This is a genomic window from Sphingobium sp. TKS, from assembly GCF_001563265.1.
Lineage (GTDB): Bacteria > Pseudomonadota > Alphaproteobacteria > Sphingomonadales > Sphingomonadaceae > Sphingobium.
On record NZ_CP005083.1, the window covers coordinates 3,308,045 to 3,325,047 of the forward strand.

At 64.9% G+C, this 17,003-nt stretch carries 15 protein-coding genes; 7 read left to right on the forward strand and 8 right to left on the reverse strand.

From position 1 onward, the window contains the following. Nucleotides 1-62 precede the first annotated feature (62 nt). The 3 genes from ybaL to K426_RS16360 form a co-directional block, all read right to left on the reverse strand. Nucleotides 63-1,700, reverse strand: coding sequence for a YbaL family putative K(+) efflux transporter (gene ybaL, locus K426_RS16355; RefSeq protein ID WP_066559280.1), 1,638 nt, complete (start codon nucleotides 1,698-1,700; stop codon nucleotides 63-65). A 76-nt stretch (nucleotides 1,701-1,776) separates the two neighbouring features. Continuing rightward, nucleotides 1,777-1,917, reverse strand: coding sequence for a hypothetical protein (locus tag K426_RS32165; protein WP_169576878.1), 141 nt, complete (start codon nucleotides 1,915-1,917; stop codon nucleotides 1,777-1,779). Between the two features lie 57 nt (nucleotides 1,918-1,974). Next, nucleotides 1,975-2,376 carry a hypothetical protein gene (locus K426_RS16360; RefSeq protein WP_066559282.1) on the reverse strand — a complete coding sequence of 134 codons (402 nt, stop codon included), beginning with the start codon at nucleotides 2,374-2,376 and terminating at the stop codon, nucleotides 1,975-1,977. Between the two features lie 252 nt (nucleotides 2,377-2,628). Here K426_RS16360 and rplU point away from each other — a divergent pair, with 252 nt between their 5' ends. From rplU to K426_RS16395, 7 genes are all read left to right on the forward strand, one after another. Further along, nucleotides 2,629-2,925, forward strand: coding sequence for a 50S ribosomal protein L21 (rplU, locus tag K426_RS16365; protein WP_066559284.1), 297 nt, complete (start codon nucleotides 2,629-2,631; stop codon nucleotides 2,923-2,925). Between the two features lie 30 nt (nucleotides 2,926-2,955). After that, the gene (gene rpmA, locus K426_RS16370; RefSeq protein ID WP_007683600.1) at nucleotides 2,956-3,225 is read left to right on the forward strand and encodes a 50S ribosomal protein L27; all 270 of its coding nucleotides are present in this window, start codon (nucleotides 2,956-2,958) and stop codon (nucleotides 3,223-3,225) included. A 274-nt stretch (nucleotides 3,226-3,499) separates the two neighbouring features. Next, nucleotides 3,500-4,075: a GNAT family N-acetyltransferase gene (locus tag K426_RS16375; protein WP_066559286.1), complete on the forward strand. Its 576-nt coding sequence runs from the start codon at nucleotides 3,500-3,502 to the stop codon at nucleotides 4,073-4,075. Nucleotides 4,076-4,297: 222 nt separating this feature from the next. Beyond that, a complete protein-coding gene (obgE, locus tag K426_RS16380; protein ID WP_066559287.1) occupies nucleotides 4,298-5,398 on the forward strand; it encodes a GTPase ObgE in 1,101 nt (366 codons plus the stop codon). A gap of 73 nt (nucleotides 5,399-5,471) precedes the next feature. Then, entirely contained in the window at nucleotides 5,472-6,602 is a 1,131-nt protein-coding gene (proB, locus tag K426_RS16385) for a glutamate 5-kinase (RefSeq protein ID WP_066559289.1), read from the forward strand. Nucleotides 6,603-6,605: 3 nt separating this feature from the next. Next, entirely contained in the window at nucleotides 6,606-7,523 is a 918-nt protein-coding gene (locus K426_RS16390) for an NAD-dependent epimerase/dehydratase family protein (RefSeq protein WP_176392403.1), read from the forward strand. Nucleotides 7,524-7,609: 86 nt separating this feature from the next. Continuing rightward, on the forward strand, nucleotides 7,610-8,833 hold the full coding sequence (locus tag K426_RS16395) for an IS256 family transposase (RefSeq protein ID WP_066559295.1): 1,224 nt from the start codon (nucleotides 7,610-7,612) through the stop codon (nucleotides 8,831-8,833). A gap of 274 nt (nucleotides 8,834-9,107) precedes the next feature. Here the strand turns inward: K426_RS16395 and K426_RS16400 are convergent, their stop codons facing one another. The 5 genes from K426_RS16400 to K426_RS16420 form a co-directional block, all read right to left on the reverse strand. Beyond that, nucleotides 9,108-10,142: an IS110 family transposase gene (locus tag K426_RS16400; protein WP_066559298.1), complete on the reverse strand. Its 1,035-nt coding sequence runs from the start codon at nucleotides 10,140-10,142 to the stop codon at nucleotides 9,108-9,110. Nucleotides 10,143-10,363: 221 nt separating this feature from the next. Further along, a complete protein-coding gene (locus K426_RS16405) occupies nucleotides 10,364-13,933 on the reverse strand; it encodes an error-prone DNA polymerase (protein WP_066559304.1) in 3,570 nt (1,189 codons plus the stop codon). Further along, nucleotides 13,930-15,522: a Y-family DNA polymerase gene (locus K426_RS16410; protein ID WP_066559307.1), complete on the reverse strand. Its 1,593-nt coding sequence runs from the start codon at nucleotides 15,520-15,522 to the stop codon at nucleotides 13,930-13,932. Before K426_RS16410 ends, K426_RS16405 begins: the two co-directional genes overlap by 4 nt. Further along, entirely contained in the window at nucleotides 15,419-16,279 is an 861-nt protein-coding gene (locus K426_RS16415) for an ImuA family protein (RefSeq protein WP_066559310.1), read from the reverse strand. Before K426_RS16415 ends, K426_RS16410 begins: the two co-directional genes overlap by 104 nt. A gap of 202 nt (nucleotides 16,280-16,481) precedes the next feature. Then, nucleotides 16,482-16,997: a CvpA family protein gene (locus tag K426_RS16420; RefSeq protein WP_066559311.1), complete on the reverse strand. Its 516-nt coding sequence runs from the start codon at nucleotides 16,995-16,997 to the stop codon at nucleotides 16,482-16,484. Nucleotides 16,998-17,003: the final 6 nt, after the last annotated feature.

Consider the following 17,003-nt stretch of genomic DNA (forward strand, 5'->3'; position numbering starts at 1 on the left):
CGCATGATGCTCCAAGGTAAACGGGCCGCTCCTCGATGGAGCGGCCCTTCCTGTTTGCAGGGTCAGCCCGCGCCGCAGAGCGCCAGCATCTTGGCGGCCAGTTCGCGCTCGCCCATGACGACGTGGGGGACGCCCAGCCCTTCCAGATGAGCGACTTCCGCGTCCGAATGCGCTCGGGCGATGACCTGAAGATTCGGGTTCAGGCGGCGCGCATGTTGGTGGATCGCACCGCCTTCAAAACCCTCCGGCACCGCGATCAGCAGGCGGCGGGCTTCGCAGATGCCCGCTGCGGCGAGGTAGCGGTCCTCCAGCGCGTTACCGCGCACCACTGACAGGCCGGCCTCCTCCGCTGCGTCGGCGCGGTCGGCATCGCCCTCCAACACCACGAAGGGGGCTTGCCGCTCGGCCAGCCGGGTAGCGATCAGCTTGCCGACGCGGCCATAGCCGACCAGGATGACATGGCCGGTGCGCGGTTTTTCCGGCGCCTTTTCCGGCTTCGCTTCCTCTTCATCCTCCGCCTTGTGGCTGCGCACGATAACCGAAAAGATCAGCGGGTTGAGGAAGATCGACACGATCGCGCCCGCGAGGATCAGGTCGCGCGCCTCGGCGGGCAGCACGCCCAATCCCGTGCCCAATGAGGCAATGATGAAGGAAAATTCCCCGATCTGCGCCAGGCTCGCCGCGATGGTCAGCGCCGTGTCGCCGGGATGACCGAAGGCGCGAACGATGGCGAAGGCGGCGATGGACTTGCCGACGATGATGATCGCCACGGTGGCGAGCAGCGGCAGCGGCTGTTCGATCAGCACTGCCGGATTGAACAACATGCCGACCGAGACGAAGAAGAGCACCGCAAAGGCATCCCGCAAGGGGAGCGTTTCCTCCGTCGCCCGGCGGCTGAGCGGCGTTTCGCCCAGAATCATGCCCGCGAAGAAAGCGCCCAGCGCGAAGGAGACGTCGAAGGCGACCGCCGCGCCGAAAGCGACGCCGAGGGCGATGGCAAGGACGGCGAGGCGGAACAGCTCACGCGAGCCGCTATGGACGACCCAGTGCAGCGCCCAGGGAATGACGCGGCGGCCGACGACCAGCATCAAAGCGACGAAGCCCGCAACCTTGAGAAAGGTGATGAGCAACGGCGCGAGCAAGGCTCCTGCTCCACCGCCCGCGTCGGCATTGTTCATGACCCCGGCCAGCGCGGGAAGCAACACCAGCGCCAGGACCATCACCAGATCCTCCACGATCAGCCAGCCCACCGCGATACGCCCCCGGTAGGTTTCGACCAGATCCGCCCCTTGCAACGCGCGCAGCAGGACGACCGTACTCGCCACCGAAAGCGAGAGGCCGAAGACCAGCCCGCCCATCAGCGGCCAGCCCATATAATGGGCAAGCCCCATGCCCATCAGTGTCGCCACGGCGATCTGCCCGATGGCGCCGGGCACCGCGATATTCTTGACCGACAGCAGGTCGCGCAGGGAGAAATGCAGGCCGACGCCGAACATCAGCAGGATCACGCCGATTTCCGCCAGTTCATTGGCCAGCCCCGCATTGGCAACGAATCCGGGGGTGAAGGGACCGACGATGATGCCGGCGACCAGATAGCCGACCAGCGGCGATAATTTCAGGCGATGGGCGATGGCGCCCATGATGAAGGCAACGACAAGGCCCGCTACGATCGTTCCGATCAGGGGCGTGTGATGGGGCATAGAGTATGTTTTCCTTGGCGCCGCCGGCGGAGTGCGCTGAGTTCGTGCGTCCCACCACCGGCAGCTTATCCTATTTTCATTCAGCGACAGCCAGCATGGCCGCCGACAGCAGCGCGCCGGCCGCGCCCAGTCCCGCCAGGACGGCAGGCATGAACCACGGGGGCGGGCGGCGGCGAGACGAATCGTGGTCGCCGCGGCGCGATCTTCTGCGGGTCATGAAGAAGCTCCTTTTCCTGACGGCGGTTCCCAAAGGGTCCGCCCTGAGAGCGATACGTCAGGAAAAGGCAGGCGGCGCGCGGGCGCGCTGGCGGGAAAGCAGGTGGAAGGGCTTGGGGGACGGGAAAGAAGGAGAAAGGCGACGAGCAGGCAGGAGAAGCGCGGCGCCCGGCGGCAACGCCGCCACGGGCAGGAACCAGATCGCGGCGGGCGCCAATGCCGGTGCCCGCCCATCGCCATCCGGCTCGGTCACCCGGAGCGCGATGGGATTCGCATCAGCGCGGGCCTTCAGCACGACGCCGGTGGTCGCCGGGTTGAAGGCGGAGCCGGTGATCCTGCTGGACGGCGGCCCCAGGGGTGCCAGGGCGCTCAACAGCGCCACGCCGAGCGACAGCCACAGAGACAGGATGAAGGGCAGGCCGCCCGGCCCGGCTTCATTCCTGTATGGCGTCGGCGTCATGCGTGATAATATCCCTTCCGCGATGCAAGATAGGAACGGGTGAGCCGAAAAACCAGCCCTGAAAGCCGGTCGGATGGTGGTCGTATTTTCGAACCGAATGATGGCTTTGCCGCCAATCTGAAAATGCTCTTGCCGGTTGACAGAAGCGAGTCATTCCAGTAGCGGGCCACATTCCCGCGCGGGTCGGTAAGGGCTTCATGTCCTCGACGATCTGCGTAAAGCAGATTTGAACGAGAAGAGAAGAGAAGAGCCATGTTCGCAATCGTGCGCACGGGCGGCAAGCAATATCGCGTCGCCGCCGGAGACAAGATCGTCGTCGAAAAGCTGGCCGGTGAGGCTGGCGACAAGGTGACCCTGGATGACATCCTGTTCGCCGGTGAAGGCAGCGATGTGAAGGACGCAGCCAAGCTGACCGTCGCCGCTGAAATCATAGCGCAGGCGAAGGGCGAGAAGGTCATCGTCTTCAAGAAGCGTCGTCGTCACAACTACCGCCGCAAGAACGGCCATCGCCAGAATCACACGATCCTCAAGATCGTGTCGATCGCCTGAGCCGCAGCTAAGTCACGAGGAGTTTGAGTCATGGCACATAAGAAAGCTGGCGGTTCATCGCGCAACGGTCGCGATTCGGAATCGAAGCGCCTTGGCGTGAAGAAGTTCGGCGGTCAGGAAGTGATCGGCGGCAACATCATCATTCGCCAGCGCGGCACCCGCGTATACCCGGGCCGCAATGTCGGCATGGGCAAGGACCATACGCTGTTCGCGCTCGGTGAAGGCCGCGTGGTATTCCACACCGGCAAGCTCGGCCGCAAATATGTGTCGGTCGACGCCATGGCCGAAGCAGCCGAATAACGGACGATTGATGACGGATCGTCCCTCGCAATCGGGGCGATCCTCCTGGCGGAACGGCTTTTAGTCCACCGTCAGCGTTCGAGGAAAACAAGGGGCGCCCCGTCCGGGAGCGCCCCTTTTTCCATTTGTCGGCGTCTCCCCTCATTTTCCCTCAAGCCTCTGGAACTCCACCTCCCCCTCGCGCGTCGAGGCGGCGGGCCCAGCCAGAGACAAAGCGTCGTCAAGCCGTAACTTTTTGCGGCCAGAGGCGCGCCAGAAATCAGGAGACGTTTGAATGTTCGCCCGTACCCCTCGCCTGTTGCTGCGGCCCGGCTGGATGGAAGATGCGCCCGCCCTGGCCGAAGCGATCGGTGATCCTTCGATCCTGCGCAACCTGACGCGTGCGCCCGCCCCCTATGCGCAGGCTGATGCCGAGGCTTTCCTCGCCACGCCGCAGGATCCGCGCCTGCCGCGCCTGCTGGCCTTCACCCGCACCAACGGCGCGCCGCGTCTGGTGGGCGGCTGCGGCATTCATCTGGAGGAGGATGGCACAGCGGAACTGGGCTATTGGATCGCCCGCCCTTATTGGGGTCTGGGTTTTGCCACGGAGGCCGCGCGCGCTGTCATGCACATGGCGCGGGCGTCGGGAATCCGCGATGTCCGTGCAGCCCATTTCACGGACAACCCGGCATCGGGCAACGTCCTGCGCAAGATCGGCTTCCGCTATACCGGACGGATCGAAACGCGCTTCAGCCTGGGCCGGGGCGCAGCGGCGGACTGCCTGATTTTCGAGGAAGGTGAGGCCGCGCGCATGGCGGCGGATTCGTCAATGGACCTTTACGGGGATTCTGTGCCCGCATTGGCGGCCTGATCCTGCAACGCCGGGGGAAGCGACGGGCGCTGCTTCCTCCGTCCCCCTTAAAGGGCACCCGCTGGCTGCGCCAGGCGATTCGGCGCTGGACGAACCGATGACGGCTGGGATCGGCTCCGCGAAATCGTCACGCGGCGGCTGGTTTTGGCGCTGACGGAAGAAGCGACCGCTTTTACTGAGCGCGTGGTTTAATTTCGCCGCATAAACCGCTATGGGCGCGCCATGCATTTTCTTGATCAAGCGAAGATTTACATCAAATCCGGCTGGGGCGGTCCCGGCGCGGTCAGTTTCCGGCGTGAAAAATATGTCGAATATGGCGGCCCGGACGGCGGCAATGGCGGCAAGGGCGGCGACATCATCTTCGAGGCGGTGGCGGGGCTGAACACCCTGATCGACTTCCGCTACACCCAGCATTTCAAGGCGCAGCGCGGCCTGCCCGGCGCCGGCAAGAATCGCTATGGCGCGGGCGGCAACGATCTCGTCATCAAGGTGCCGGTGGGGACGCAAATCCTGTCCGATCCCACACCCATAGAGGGCACGGAGGATGAAGACGGCTATCCTGAATATGAGGATCAGGAAGTGCTGGCCGACTTCACCGAGGTCGGGCAACGCATGATATTCCTGCGCGGCGGCGATGGCGGGCGCGGCAACCTGTCCTACAAGACCAGCACCAACCGCGCCCCGCGCCAGCATGGGACGGGCTGGCCGGGGCAGGAAATGTGGGTGTGGCTGCGGCTGAAGCTGCTGGCCGACGTGGGCCTGGTCGGCATGCCTAATGCGGGCAAGTCGACCTTCATCAATCAGGTCACCAACACCAAGGCGAAGGTGGGAGCCTATGCGTTCACCACCACCAAGCCGCAGCTCGGCGTCGTGCTGCATCGCGACCGGGAGTTCGTTCTGGCGGATATTCCGGGGCTGATCGAAGGCGCCGCCGAAGGCGCGGGCATTGGCGACCGCTTCCTGGGGCATGTCGAGCGGTGCCGGGTGCTGCTGCACCTGATCGATGCGACCGGCGACGATCCGGTCGAACAGTTCCGCATCGTGCAGGATGAGCTGGCGGCTTATGGCGGCGGGCTGGACGAAAAGCCGCAGATCGTAGCGCTCAACAAGGGCGACCTGCTGGGGCAGGAATTGATGGAAGACATTGCCGAACAGCTTCGGGACGAGGCTGACGTGGAGGATGTATTCATCATCTCCGGCGCGACCGGCGAAGGCGTACCGGCTCTGCTGGACGCGGTGCTGCCGCTGCTGGACCAGCCCAGCGACAATGAAGAGGAGGATGAGGCCGGTGAGGAAGGCGAGGCGCCGTGGTCTCCGATCTGACCGGCAAATCAGGCTCGCTTCGATCGCTACCCTCCCCCGACCTCTCCCTGCAAGGGAGGGGAGGAAGATATAGATGACCCCTTCCCTCTCCGGCTTTCCGCCGTCTCAAATCCGCCGTCTGGTCATCAAGATCGGGTCCGCGCTGCTGGTCGACCCGCAGGGACAAGTGCGCGAAGCCTGGCTGCGCACGCTGATCGCGGATGTCGCGGCACGCAAGGCTGCGGGGCAGCAGATCATCATCGTCTCCTCCGGCGCCATTGCGCTGGGCGCGCGGCGGTTGAAGCTGCCCAAGGGCGGGCGTGGTTCCCTGGAGGATGCCCAGGCGGCAGCAGCGACGGGGCAAATTGCGCTGTCGCAATGCTGGGCGAGCCTGCTGCACGAGAACGGCATCACAGCCGCACAGATGCTGGTGACGCTGGACGATCTGGAGAATCGCCGCCGCTATCTTAACGCCTCCGCCACGCTGGAGCGGCTGATGGCGCTGGACGTCGTGCCGGTGGTGAATGAAAATGACAGCGTCGCCACGGCGGAGATCCGCTTTGGCGACAATGACCGGCTGGCGGCGCGTATCGGACAGGCGGCACGGGCTGACGCAGTTGTGCTGCTGTCGGACGTCGACGGGCTTTACACCGCCAACCCGCATGTCGATGCGAACGCCATGCTGATAGAGACAATCGAGCGCATCGATGCGCGCATTGCCGGGATGGCGGACAGCGGCTCCGCCTCGGGCATGGGATCAGGGGGCATGACCTCCAAGATCGAGGCGGCGCGCATCGCCACGGGGGCTGGCGCGCATCTGGCGATCATTTCCGGCAAGGTGGATTCGCCGCTGTCGCATTGGAGCGATGGCGGCAAAGGCTCGATCTTCCTCGCCGCGCAGGCGAAGGGCGCGCGCAAGGGCTGGCTGGCCGGGCGCCTGACGGTGCGGGGGCGGATCGTGGTCGATGCCGGGGCGGAGGCGGCGCTGGGGCGCGGCAACAGCCTGCTGCCCGCTGGCGTGGCGCGGATCGAGGGCATCTTCGCCCGCGGCGACGTGGTCGACATATTGGCCGAGGACGGACGGGTGATCGCGCGCGGCCTGATCGAATATGACAGCGATGAAGCGGCGCGCATCGCGGGCAAGCGCAGCGAGGACATCGCCGCTTTGCTGGGGCACCTCCCCCGCTCCGTGCTGGTCCATCGCGATCATATGGCGATGGTCTGATCCATGGCCCTACGCATTGCGATGACGGGCGCGACGGGTTTCGTCGGCGCCGAAACGCTGAATCAGGCCTTGGCGGCGGGACATCATGTCTCAGCCATCACCCGCCGGGCTCAGCCGCCCCGCGCCCATCTGAAATGGGTGCCGGGCGCGCTGGAGGATCGGGCGGCGCTCAACACGCTGGTGCGCGACGCCGATGTGGTGATCCATATCGCGGGCGTAGTGAACGCGCCGGATCGCGAGGGGTTCGAGATCGGCAATGCGCGCGGCACCATGGCGGTGGTCGACGCCATGCGTCAGCGCGGGGTCAAGCGGCTGCTCCATGTCTCCTCGCTCTCGGCGCGGGAACCGGGGCTGTCGGACTATGGCTGGTCGAAGGAACTGGCCGAACGGCATGTGAAGGCAAGTGGGCTCGACTGGACCATTATCCGGCCGCCCGCCATCTACGGACCGGGCGACCGGGAGATGCTGGAGCTGTTCCGCATGGCCAAGCGCGGGATCATGCTGATGCCTCCGGGTGGGCGGCTGTCGGTGATCGAGGTGAGCGATCTGGCGCGACTGTTCCTGACGCTGGCGGTCGAGAAGGACATGAAGAGCCTGACCCATGTCTATGAAGTCGATGACGGTACGCCGGGCGGCTGGGACCATATGGAGTTCGCGCAGGCGATCGGCCGGGCGGTCGGGCGACCAGTGCGGACTTTCGCGACGCCGAGCTGGGCGCTGGGACTGGGCGCCCGGCTGGATCGGATGGTGCGCGGCAGGAATGCCAAGCTGACGCTCGATCGGGTGAGCTATTTCTGCCATCCCGACTGGGTTGTGGCAAAGCGCAAGCAACCGCCCAAAAAGCTGTGGGTGCCCAAAGTGACGACCGAAGACGGGTTGAAAGCGACGGTCGATGCCTATCGGGCGAAGGGGTGGCTGTAGCGCGGCTTGCTGGTTCGGGTGGAGAGCGGGGGACTGTCAGGAATTTCGTGTGCGACGAGGCATAATGGGGAACAAGGAGACCCGGTATGTCACGACGCAAAGAACCCTCGATACCGAACGACATTCTCGATCAGCTGCTTGCCGGCACTGACGCGGCCGCGGCGCTCAGCCAGGGCGGCCTGCTCGATACATTGAAGAAGGCATTTGCCGAACGGGCGCTCAATGCGGAGATGGATCACCATCTTGGCCAGGAGGAGCAAGGGAACAACAGCCGGAACGGCTATGGCCGCAAGACGGTGACGACCGACGGGGGACGGATCGAGATCGAGGTGCCGCGTGATCGGGCCGGCAGTTTCGATCCGCAGCTGATCGCCAAGTACCAGCGACGCTTCCCTGGCTTTGATGACAAGATCATCTCGATGTACGCGCGTGGCATGAGTACCCGGGAGATCACCGGGCATCTGCGCGATCTGTACGGGATCGACGCCTCGCCCGATCTGATCAGCACGATCACCGACGCGGTGCTGGAAGAGGTTGCAGCCTGGCAGCAACGCCCGCTGGACCCAGCCTATCCGCTGGTTTTCTTCGATGCGATCCGGGTCAAGATCCGCGACGAAGGCATGGTCCGCAACAAGGCGATCCATATTGCCCTGGGCGTCATGGCCGACGGCACCAAGGTGGTCCTGGGGCTATGGCTGGAACAGAATGAAGGCGCCAAGTTCTGGCTGCGCGTCATGAACGAACTACGCAACCGCGGCGTCGAGGATATCATGCTGGCCGTCGTTGACGGTCTGAAGGGCTTCCCCGACGCCATCACCGCCGTCTTCCCCGAAGCGATGGTCCAGACCTGCATCGTCCATCTGCTGCGCAACTCGATGGATTTCGTGGCATGGAAAGACCGTAAGGCGCTCGGAACGGCCCTGAAGGCCATCTACCGTGCTGTCGATGCCGCGGCCGCCGAGGAAGCGCTGACGGCCTTCGAAGCGAGCTTCTGGGGGCAGCGCTATCCTGCCATCGGCCAGAGCTGGCGTCGGGCATGGCCCGAGGTCATCCCATTTTTCGCCTTCCCCGACGAAGTCAGGCGGATCGTCTACACCACCAATGCCATCGAGGCCTTGAACTCCAAGCTTCGTCGCGCTGTTCGTGCGCGGGGCCATTTCCCCAATGATGAGGCGGCCACCAAGCTGCTCTATCTGATCTTGAACCGATCGGAAAAAGAGTGGAAAATGCCGCCGCGCGAGTGGAACATGGCGAAGGCGCAATTTGCCGTTCTCTTCGGCGAACGCTTCATCAGGGCCATGACGGCCTGATGGTCAACCGCCTCGCCGCACACGAACGTATGGCCCGCCCCGTTTGCAAGAGGATTTTACGTTGTTCTGATCAGTCTGCGTCAACGTATACGGTCTCATGGGTGAACCCATGGCCAAGATGGACATCCGCGCGATTGGGGCTCCATAAATTCCGCGGTATCAAGTACCGTTCGTGTGCTCGGGCTCTCCAAACGCCGGTCGACTGTCAGGCCATCTTCTCGATCCTTCCCGCAAACCTCTTTGGCCACCGCGCGCTGGCGTGCGGCCGATCTGATCAGGCAGCCATGCAAGCGTGCCCGCGTTCAAAGGACTGATCCTTGCGCAGGACAGCCCACGCGATCCGTGCCAGTTTGTTGGCCAGCGCCACCACGATAGCATTGCGATGTACGCCTCTCTCGATCATCGCCTTCAGCCAGTGACCGAGAGGCGTGTTGCTCTGGGATAAAGACGGCAACGCGGCTCTTGCACCGTGAATGAGCAGGGTACGCAAATAGGTGTTGCCGCGCTTGGTGATCCCGAACAATCGCGCCTTCCCTCCGGTGGTGTGCTGACGCGGGACAAGTCCCAGCCAGGCCCCCAGGTCCCGAGCTTTGGCAAAAGAGCTCGCATCGCCGACTGCCGCCACCAGCGCGGTAGCATTGAGGACACCGATTCCCGGCACCGATATGAGCCGGCGCATGCTTTCATCCTGGCGAGCCAACGCAACAAACTCCCCGTTCAGCGCGTCGATCCGTGCATTAAGCTCCTGCCATTCGGCACGCAAATCCGCGACCATTTGACGCATCCGCGACGATAGGCTTTCCTCCCCATCGCCCAGTAACGCATCCACGCCCATTTCCAGTTTGCGGCGACCGGCTGCAAAGATCACGCCGCGTTCGAGCAGGAAAGCCCGCAATTGGTTGATCAACATCGTACGTGATGCCACCAACCGCGAACGAGCTCGGTGCAGACTCTGAATATCCAGCTGCTCCTGGCTCTTGAGTTCGACAAACCGCATTGTCGGGCGCGACGCAGCTTCGGCGATCCCTTCGGCATCTCGATCATCGTTCTTCTGGGCTTTAATATAGGGGCGAACATATTCGGGCGACATTAGCCGGATCTCGTGTCCTTGCGCTGCGAACAGCCGCCCCAGATGATGCGCACCGCAGCACGCCTCCATCGCAATTACACAGGCTGGGAGCTTGCGCACATAGTCGATCAGACCCTGACGGCGCATTGATCGACGCACCACCACCGCGCCGTTACCGTCCACGCCTACCACACTGCAAACGTTCTTGCCCAGATCAACGCCAAGGATCACAATAGACATCGGTCCGCTCCTTTCCCTTTTCGAGCACCAGCATCATATCCGATGCCGGGGAAAAGGGGCGGGCCATTCCATAAATTCCTGACAGCCCCGAGAGCGGAGATCATTTCCGTCATCCCAGCGAAAGCTGGGATCTCAGGCGATAGCGCACGACCTGGCCTCACGAGATCTCAGCTTTCGCTGGGATGACGATTGTTGGCGTTCACTCCTGGCCATTTCCATCCTCAATGAAAATCCCGCGATTGCGGCAAGATCCGCACATTGCGCGGATGCCCTGAGGCACGTGCATGAGGCTTGCGAGAAGGCTCCTCCACACCTGTTTGCGAAAGCCGCCCCAACTCCACCGTCCGATCATGCACTCGGGCAGCCATCAGGTGGACGACTCCCTCCTTGCTGCGCTGCACTTCCCCTTCGACCAGCATCAGCCGCGACGCCATGACCGGCCGCCGCTGCATTTCGAACAATCGCGCCCAGAGCAGGATGTTGGTGATGCCCGTCTCATCCTCGATCGTAATGAAGACCGCATTGCCCTTGCCCGGCCGCTGTCGCACCAGCACCACGCCGGCCGTCTTCACCAGCGTCCCGTTTTTCACCGCCGATGTCTGCGCGCAGCTCAGCACGCCCTCCGCCGCGAAGACCGGGCGCAGGAATTGCATCGGATGCCCCTTGAGCGACAGCCGCGTCACCAGATAATCGGCCTCGACATGCTCTGATAACGCCATGGCGGGCAGCATCGCATCCGGCTCATCGCCCAGTTCCCGCGCCTTGGCCGCGGCGAACAGGGGTAATTCATCCGAAGGCGTCCGCCGCGCTTCCCAGAGGGCAGCCCGCCGGTCCTGCCCCAGCGACCGGCAGGCGTCGGCGTCCGCCAGCAACCGCAAGGCCCGCGCCGGCAATCCCGCCCGCCGCGCCAGATCCTCCATAGTGGCAAACAGCCCGTCCGCCCGCGCCGCGACCAGTTGCTTCGCCCAATCCTCGCGAAAACCATCCACCTGCCGTAAACCCAGCCGCAGCGCCAAGGCCCGCCCCTGCCCCTCGCCCCGCTTGCCGTGCCGCGATCGCAGCAACGGTTCGAGCGCATTGTCCCAGCCGCTCATGTTCACATCGACATCATGCACGGTGACGCCATGCTCCCGCGCATCCCGCACGAGTTGCGCCGGGGCATAGAAACCCATGGGCTGCGAATTCAGCAGCGCGCAGGCGAACACGGCGGGCTGGTGGCATTTGATCCAGGCCGAGACATAAACCAGCCGCGCGAAGGACAGCGCATGGCTTTCCGGAAAACCGTAACTGCCGAACCCCTCGATCTGCTTGAAGCAGCGCTGGGCGAACTCCGCCTCATAACCGCGCTCGACCATGCCCTTGATCATCTTCTCGCGAAAATGATGGATGGTGCCGACATTGCGGAATGTCGCCATGGCGCGACGGAGCCGGTTGGCGTCCACGTCGCTGAAATCGGCCGCAACGATCGCCAGCCGCATCGCCTGCTCCTGAAACAGCGGCACGCCCTTGGTCTTGTCGAGGATTTTTTCCAGCTCGTCCTTCGGCCCATGGTCCGGCGCGGGCGAGGGATAGGTCACCTTTTCCTCTCCACAGCGCCGGCGAAGATAGGGATGGACCATATCGCCCTCGATCGGCCCCGGACGGACGATCGCCACCTGGATGGTGAGGTCATAGAGGGTGCGCGGCTTCAGCCGTGGCAGCATGTTGATCTGCGCCCGGCTTTCCACCTGGAACACGCCGATGCTGTCGCCCTTGCACAGCATGTCGTAGACGGCATCGTCCTCCGCCTCCATATCGACCGTCAGTTGATGGTCGCCCAGCCCCTGCTCGCGCATCAGGTCGAAGGCCCGGCGGATGCAGCTCAGCATCCCCAGCGCCAGCACGTCGACCTTCATCAGGCCGAGGGCGTCGATGTCATCCTTGTCCCACTCGATGAAGCTGCGATCCTCCATCGCCGCATGGTGCAGCGGAACCGTCTCGTCGAGCCGGTTCTGGGTCAGCACGAAGCCGCCCACATGCTGCGACAAGTGACGCGGAAAAGGCCGATGCAGCAACTGGTCGACAATGGCCTTCAACTGCACGATCTGCGGATTGTCGAGCGCAAAGCCCGCCTCCACGATCCGCGCATCGCCCATGTCGCCGGAATAGCTGCCCCAAACCGTGCTGGACAGGCGCGTCGACACATCCTCGCTGAGGCCCAGCACCTTCGCCACTTCCCGCACGGCGCTGCGCGAACGGTAATGGATGACGGTCGCGGCGATCCCGGCGCGATGGCGGCCATAGCGCTCATAGATATATTGCATGACCTCCTCGCGCCGCTCATGCTCGAAATCAACGTCGATATCGGGCGGCTCGTTGCGCTCTTCGGATACGAAGCGGGAAAAGAGCAGGTCATGCTTGCGCGGATCGACGGAGGTCACGCCCAGCAGGAAGCAGACCATGCTGTTCGCCGCCGAACCCCGGCCCTGGCAGAGGATGCCCTTCGTCCGGGCAAAGGCCACGATGTCGTGAACGGTCAGGAAATAATAGGCATAGTTGCGCTTGGCGATCAGTTCGAATTCCTGCCGCAGCGATTCACGCACCTTCCGGGGAATGCGCGGACCATGGCGGGCATGGGCGGCCGACCAGGTCAGCTCCTCCAGCCATTGCTGCGCCGTCCAGCCCTCCGGCACCGGCTCATGGGGATATTCATAGGCAAGCTGGTCGAGCGTGAAATGCACCTGACTTAAGAAACGCCCGCTTTCCGCCACCGCCTCCGGACAATCACGGAACAGATGGGCGATTTCGGCAGGGCTATGGACATGCCTCTCCGCATTCGCCTCCAACAGGCGCCCTGCTTTGGCGATGCCAGTGCCTTCGCGGATGCAGCTCAGCACATCCTGCAAGGGACGCTGCGCTGGACTGGCATAGAGGGCGTCCATGGTCGCGAGCAAAGGCACGCCCGCCGCCGCCGAAAGCGCCTTGAACCGCGCCAGCCGCCGCGCATCCCGTCCATCCCGACCCAATGCCGCCCCCAGCCAGACCCGGCGCGGCGCCAAGCGCGACAATCGGACCAGAAGCCCCTCCAGATCGGCCGGAGGCGGCGGCGGCACAAGGCTGAGATGGCCCTGCCTGATCGCCTCCTTCGGCGGCCGGTCATCATAATCATACTCCACCGGCTTGCGATGCGCCGTCTGCTCGGTCGCGGTGGAACCGGGCATCACGATCAACAGCAGATCGTCGAGATAGGCGGTCAGATCCTCATAGCGCAGGATGCAGTCGCCCTTCACCGACCGGAGATTGCCGACGGTCAGCAATTTGGTGAGTTCGCCCCAGCCCCGCCGCGTCGCGGGATAGGCAACGATGTCCGGCGTGCCGTCGGCAAAGACCAGCCGCGCCCCGACGACCAGCCGCAGATCGGTCCGGCAGGCGCGCTCCTCTTCATCGCTGAGTTCCAACGGCTGGCCTGCTTCCTTGCGCGCTTCCAGCAGCGCCTCGCGCATCCGTTCGGGCCAGCGCTTGCGCGCGACATGGGCGCGGACCACGCCGGCGACCGTGTTGCGATCGGCAATACCCAGACCCTGAAGGCCCAGCATGATAGCACGCGTCACCATGTCCTGCGCATGGGACGCGCCGCGCAGGAAGGAGAAATTGGTCGCGGCCACCAATTCGGCAAAGGGTGGAGCCTCAGTCGGCGGGGATTGGCCCGGTGGTTTACGCCGCGCTTTCTCCCGCACGGCTTCCAGCGCCTCCTGCTCCCGCCGGTCGATGGATTTGGGTTTTGCCGGATCGGGTCCGCTGCCCCGTTTCATGCGAACAGGCCATGAATATACCAGCCCGGATGCACCGCTTCGATCCCGTAAAGCCCGTGGCGGAAAATCCAGTAGCGCCGCCCGCGTGCATCCTCGACCCGGTAATAGTCCCGCGTCAGCCCGACGCTTTCCCCCTCCAGCGCGCCGTCCTTGGCCGTCCACCATTCGGGCGCGATGCGTTCGGGGCCTTCATAGCGCGTCACTTCATGCAAAGCCCGCCGCCAACGGAAGCGATGCGGCGGGCCGTCGGGCACTTGCGCCACCACATCGATCGGCTGGGGCGGATCGAACAGATGCAGCGGGCGCAGGGGCGGGTCGCCTGCCTCCTGGCTTTGCGGCCAGTTCATGGGCGCGCGGCTTTCCATGGCGGGCAGGGCAAGCTGGGCCTGTTCGGGAATATGGCTGTCGCTTGGGTGAAGCCGCTGGATACGCGCCCGCCCCGCCCGGATCGACAGCCGGTCCACCAGCGCCGCGACGCTTTCTTCGCGACGCGCCTCTCCCCCTTCCAGCGCCAATTGCGTCGGCGCCATCGGTTCAGCCTGCGGCACGGTGAGGCGCAGCATGTCGAAGCCGAAACCGGGGTCAAGTGGATCGGACAGCGCATCGATCCGTTCCTGCACCAGCCGCATGATCGCGGGCGCATCGCGCACCGGCAGGCTGGTTTCGACCCGCAGCGGAAAGGCGAGGCCATCGCTGCGGAAGAACAGCGCTTCGAACCGCCTACCGCCTTGGCCGCGTTCACCGAGCCGCTCTCCCGCCTCCGCCGCCATCTCTTCCAGCACTTTCAGGGCAAAGGCGGTGCTGCCCATCGGTTCGGCAAAGCGCCGTTCGATCCGGATCGCCGGGCGCGACCGCCGGGGCGCAAGCGGCCGCCGCCCCAACCCAAGCAGGCCATGCAACGCATCCACCGCTTCCTCACCGAAGCGCGACGCCAGGATCGCCGCCGGTCGCGCCGCCAGATCGCCCACGGTACGCAGCCCCGCCCGGCGCAGCGCCACCACGCTTTCCTCCTCCAGCCGCAATGCCTCGACCGGCAGGCGCCGCAGCGCCGCATCCTCGTCCGCCGCAGCGCCGACCGAAAAACGGCACAGCGCATGGGCGCCCTCCGCCGTTCCGGCGAGGGCATGGCGCACCCGCATGCCATGGCGCTCCAGCCGCTCCGCCGCCTCCCGCGCCAGCATGTCCTCCCCGCCCCAAAGATGCGCGCAACCCGTAATGTCGAGCATCAGGCCGAAGGGGGAATCGAGCGCCGCAACCGGCGTATAGCGGGCGCAACCGTCGCACAGCCGCTCCAGCCAGTCCTGATCGCCATGGGGATCGGCATCGAACATACGCAGACCGGGTTCCCGCGCGCGGGCGTCGGCCAGCGTCATGCCGGGCGTCAGGCCCAGCGCCAGGGCATCGGCGTCCAGCGTCGCCAGCCGCATCGCGCCGCGCACCTGCTCGACGACGACCGCAGGCCCTTCGCCCTGCGCTGCCCAAAGGTCAGGCCGCGCGATCCGCAGCCGGTCGACCGGCAGGAACGGAAACCACAGCGCCAGATAGCGGCGCTTGCCGATCGCGTCCTCCGCCATCCTGTCTCCTGCCATCCTGTTCCCTGCCGCTCTGGCCAAGGTCATGGCGTTCATCGCGCCCACCTCCACTTTCTTCAAACATGCCCCGGCCATTGTCCCAGACCAGCCGCCAGCCGAGCCCATCCCGCCCCGCCCGCCGCCGCAACAGGCTGAGATCGAAGGCGCACATGCCCGGCCCGTTCCCCGGCACGGGCAGCGAAGGCGCAGCCGCCACGCGCCACCGCGTATCCGCCGCGCTCGGCACCGGATCGCCGCCCACCCGCAACATGAAGGCCGTCACGCCCGATGCCTCCGCCGCCAGCGCCAACCGCCGGCTGGCCGTCAGGTCGAGCAAGGGCGCGGAACCATGCAGTTCCACCACCAGCCCGCCCAAGGCCGGACAGCGCAGCGCATCCACCGCAGCGCGCAACAGCATCCCGTCATCGGCCATCACGCCGATCACCAGCCGCTCGGGATCGACTCCCAGCGCCGCCAGTCCCGGACCATAGGGCATGCCCCCTGCCCGCCCCGCCGCCGCCGTCCGCAGCCAGAGCAGAGGCGCATCCCCTGCCGCCAGCCGCGCCAGGATTAACGCCAATCCCGCCCCCGCCGCCGCTTCCTCCACCGCAGCGAAGAATTCATGCACCCGGCCACGCGCCAATCCGCCATCCAGCGCCTGATCGATCGCCGCATGGCCGGTTTCCACCCGCGCATGAGGCTGCGAGGCTGGAACGCCCTCCAGCGATGCAATATGCCGCCTGAGGGCGGCGAGGGACTTCACCGACTCGACCATATTGTTTGTTCCTGATTTGTTCTTTTCGACGCAATGACGGACGCTGTCAATTGAGCGTGGCGACCCGATCCAGAAAATGCGCAAGGCGGCGCATCTGCCGGTCCATCAAAGGTTCAAGGATGAGGCCGCCCGTTCGGCCACCGTCATCCCGGTCAGGATGAGGAGCTGATATCCCAAGGCCGATAATTGAACCGAAACCGACCTATTCGGCTTCCATAGACTTGTGCGCCCGGCGCTCTGCCACGAATTCGCTGATCGCCTGACCGCTGGCATTGAGCAGCGGATAGGTGCGCGCGTCGGACAACCAATCCGGGCGTCGGGCACCACTGCCGTAGAAAGTGTCGTAGACGAGGCTGAACGCCAGAAACACCAGAGTCGCGCCGATCAAGCCCTTGACCGCGCCGAAGCCCGCGCCCAGCACGCGGTCGACGGGACCGAGCACCGACTGGCGCGTGCGGCGGCCGATCGCATGGGCCAGCAGCTTGCCCGCGCCGAAGGTGATGCCGAACACCAGCGCGAAGGCGAGCACCGCCGCGCCGCTGGTGCTGCCGATGAAGGGTGTGACCAGCTCGGTGGCCGAAGCGTGGAACAGGCGGATTGCGAAGATCGCCAGCACCCAGGCGATCAGCGACAGGGTTTCCTGCACAAAGCCGCGCATCAGGCCGAAGATCGCACAACCGCCGATCAGGAGCAGGACGAGAATATCGATCGCGTTCATCGCGTT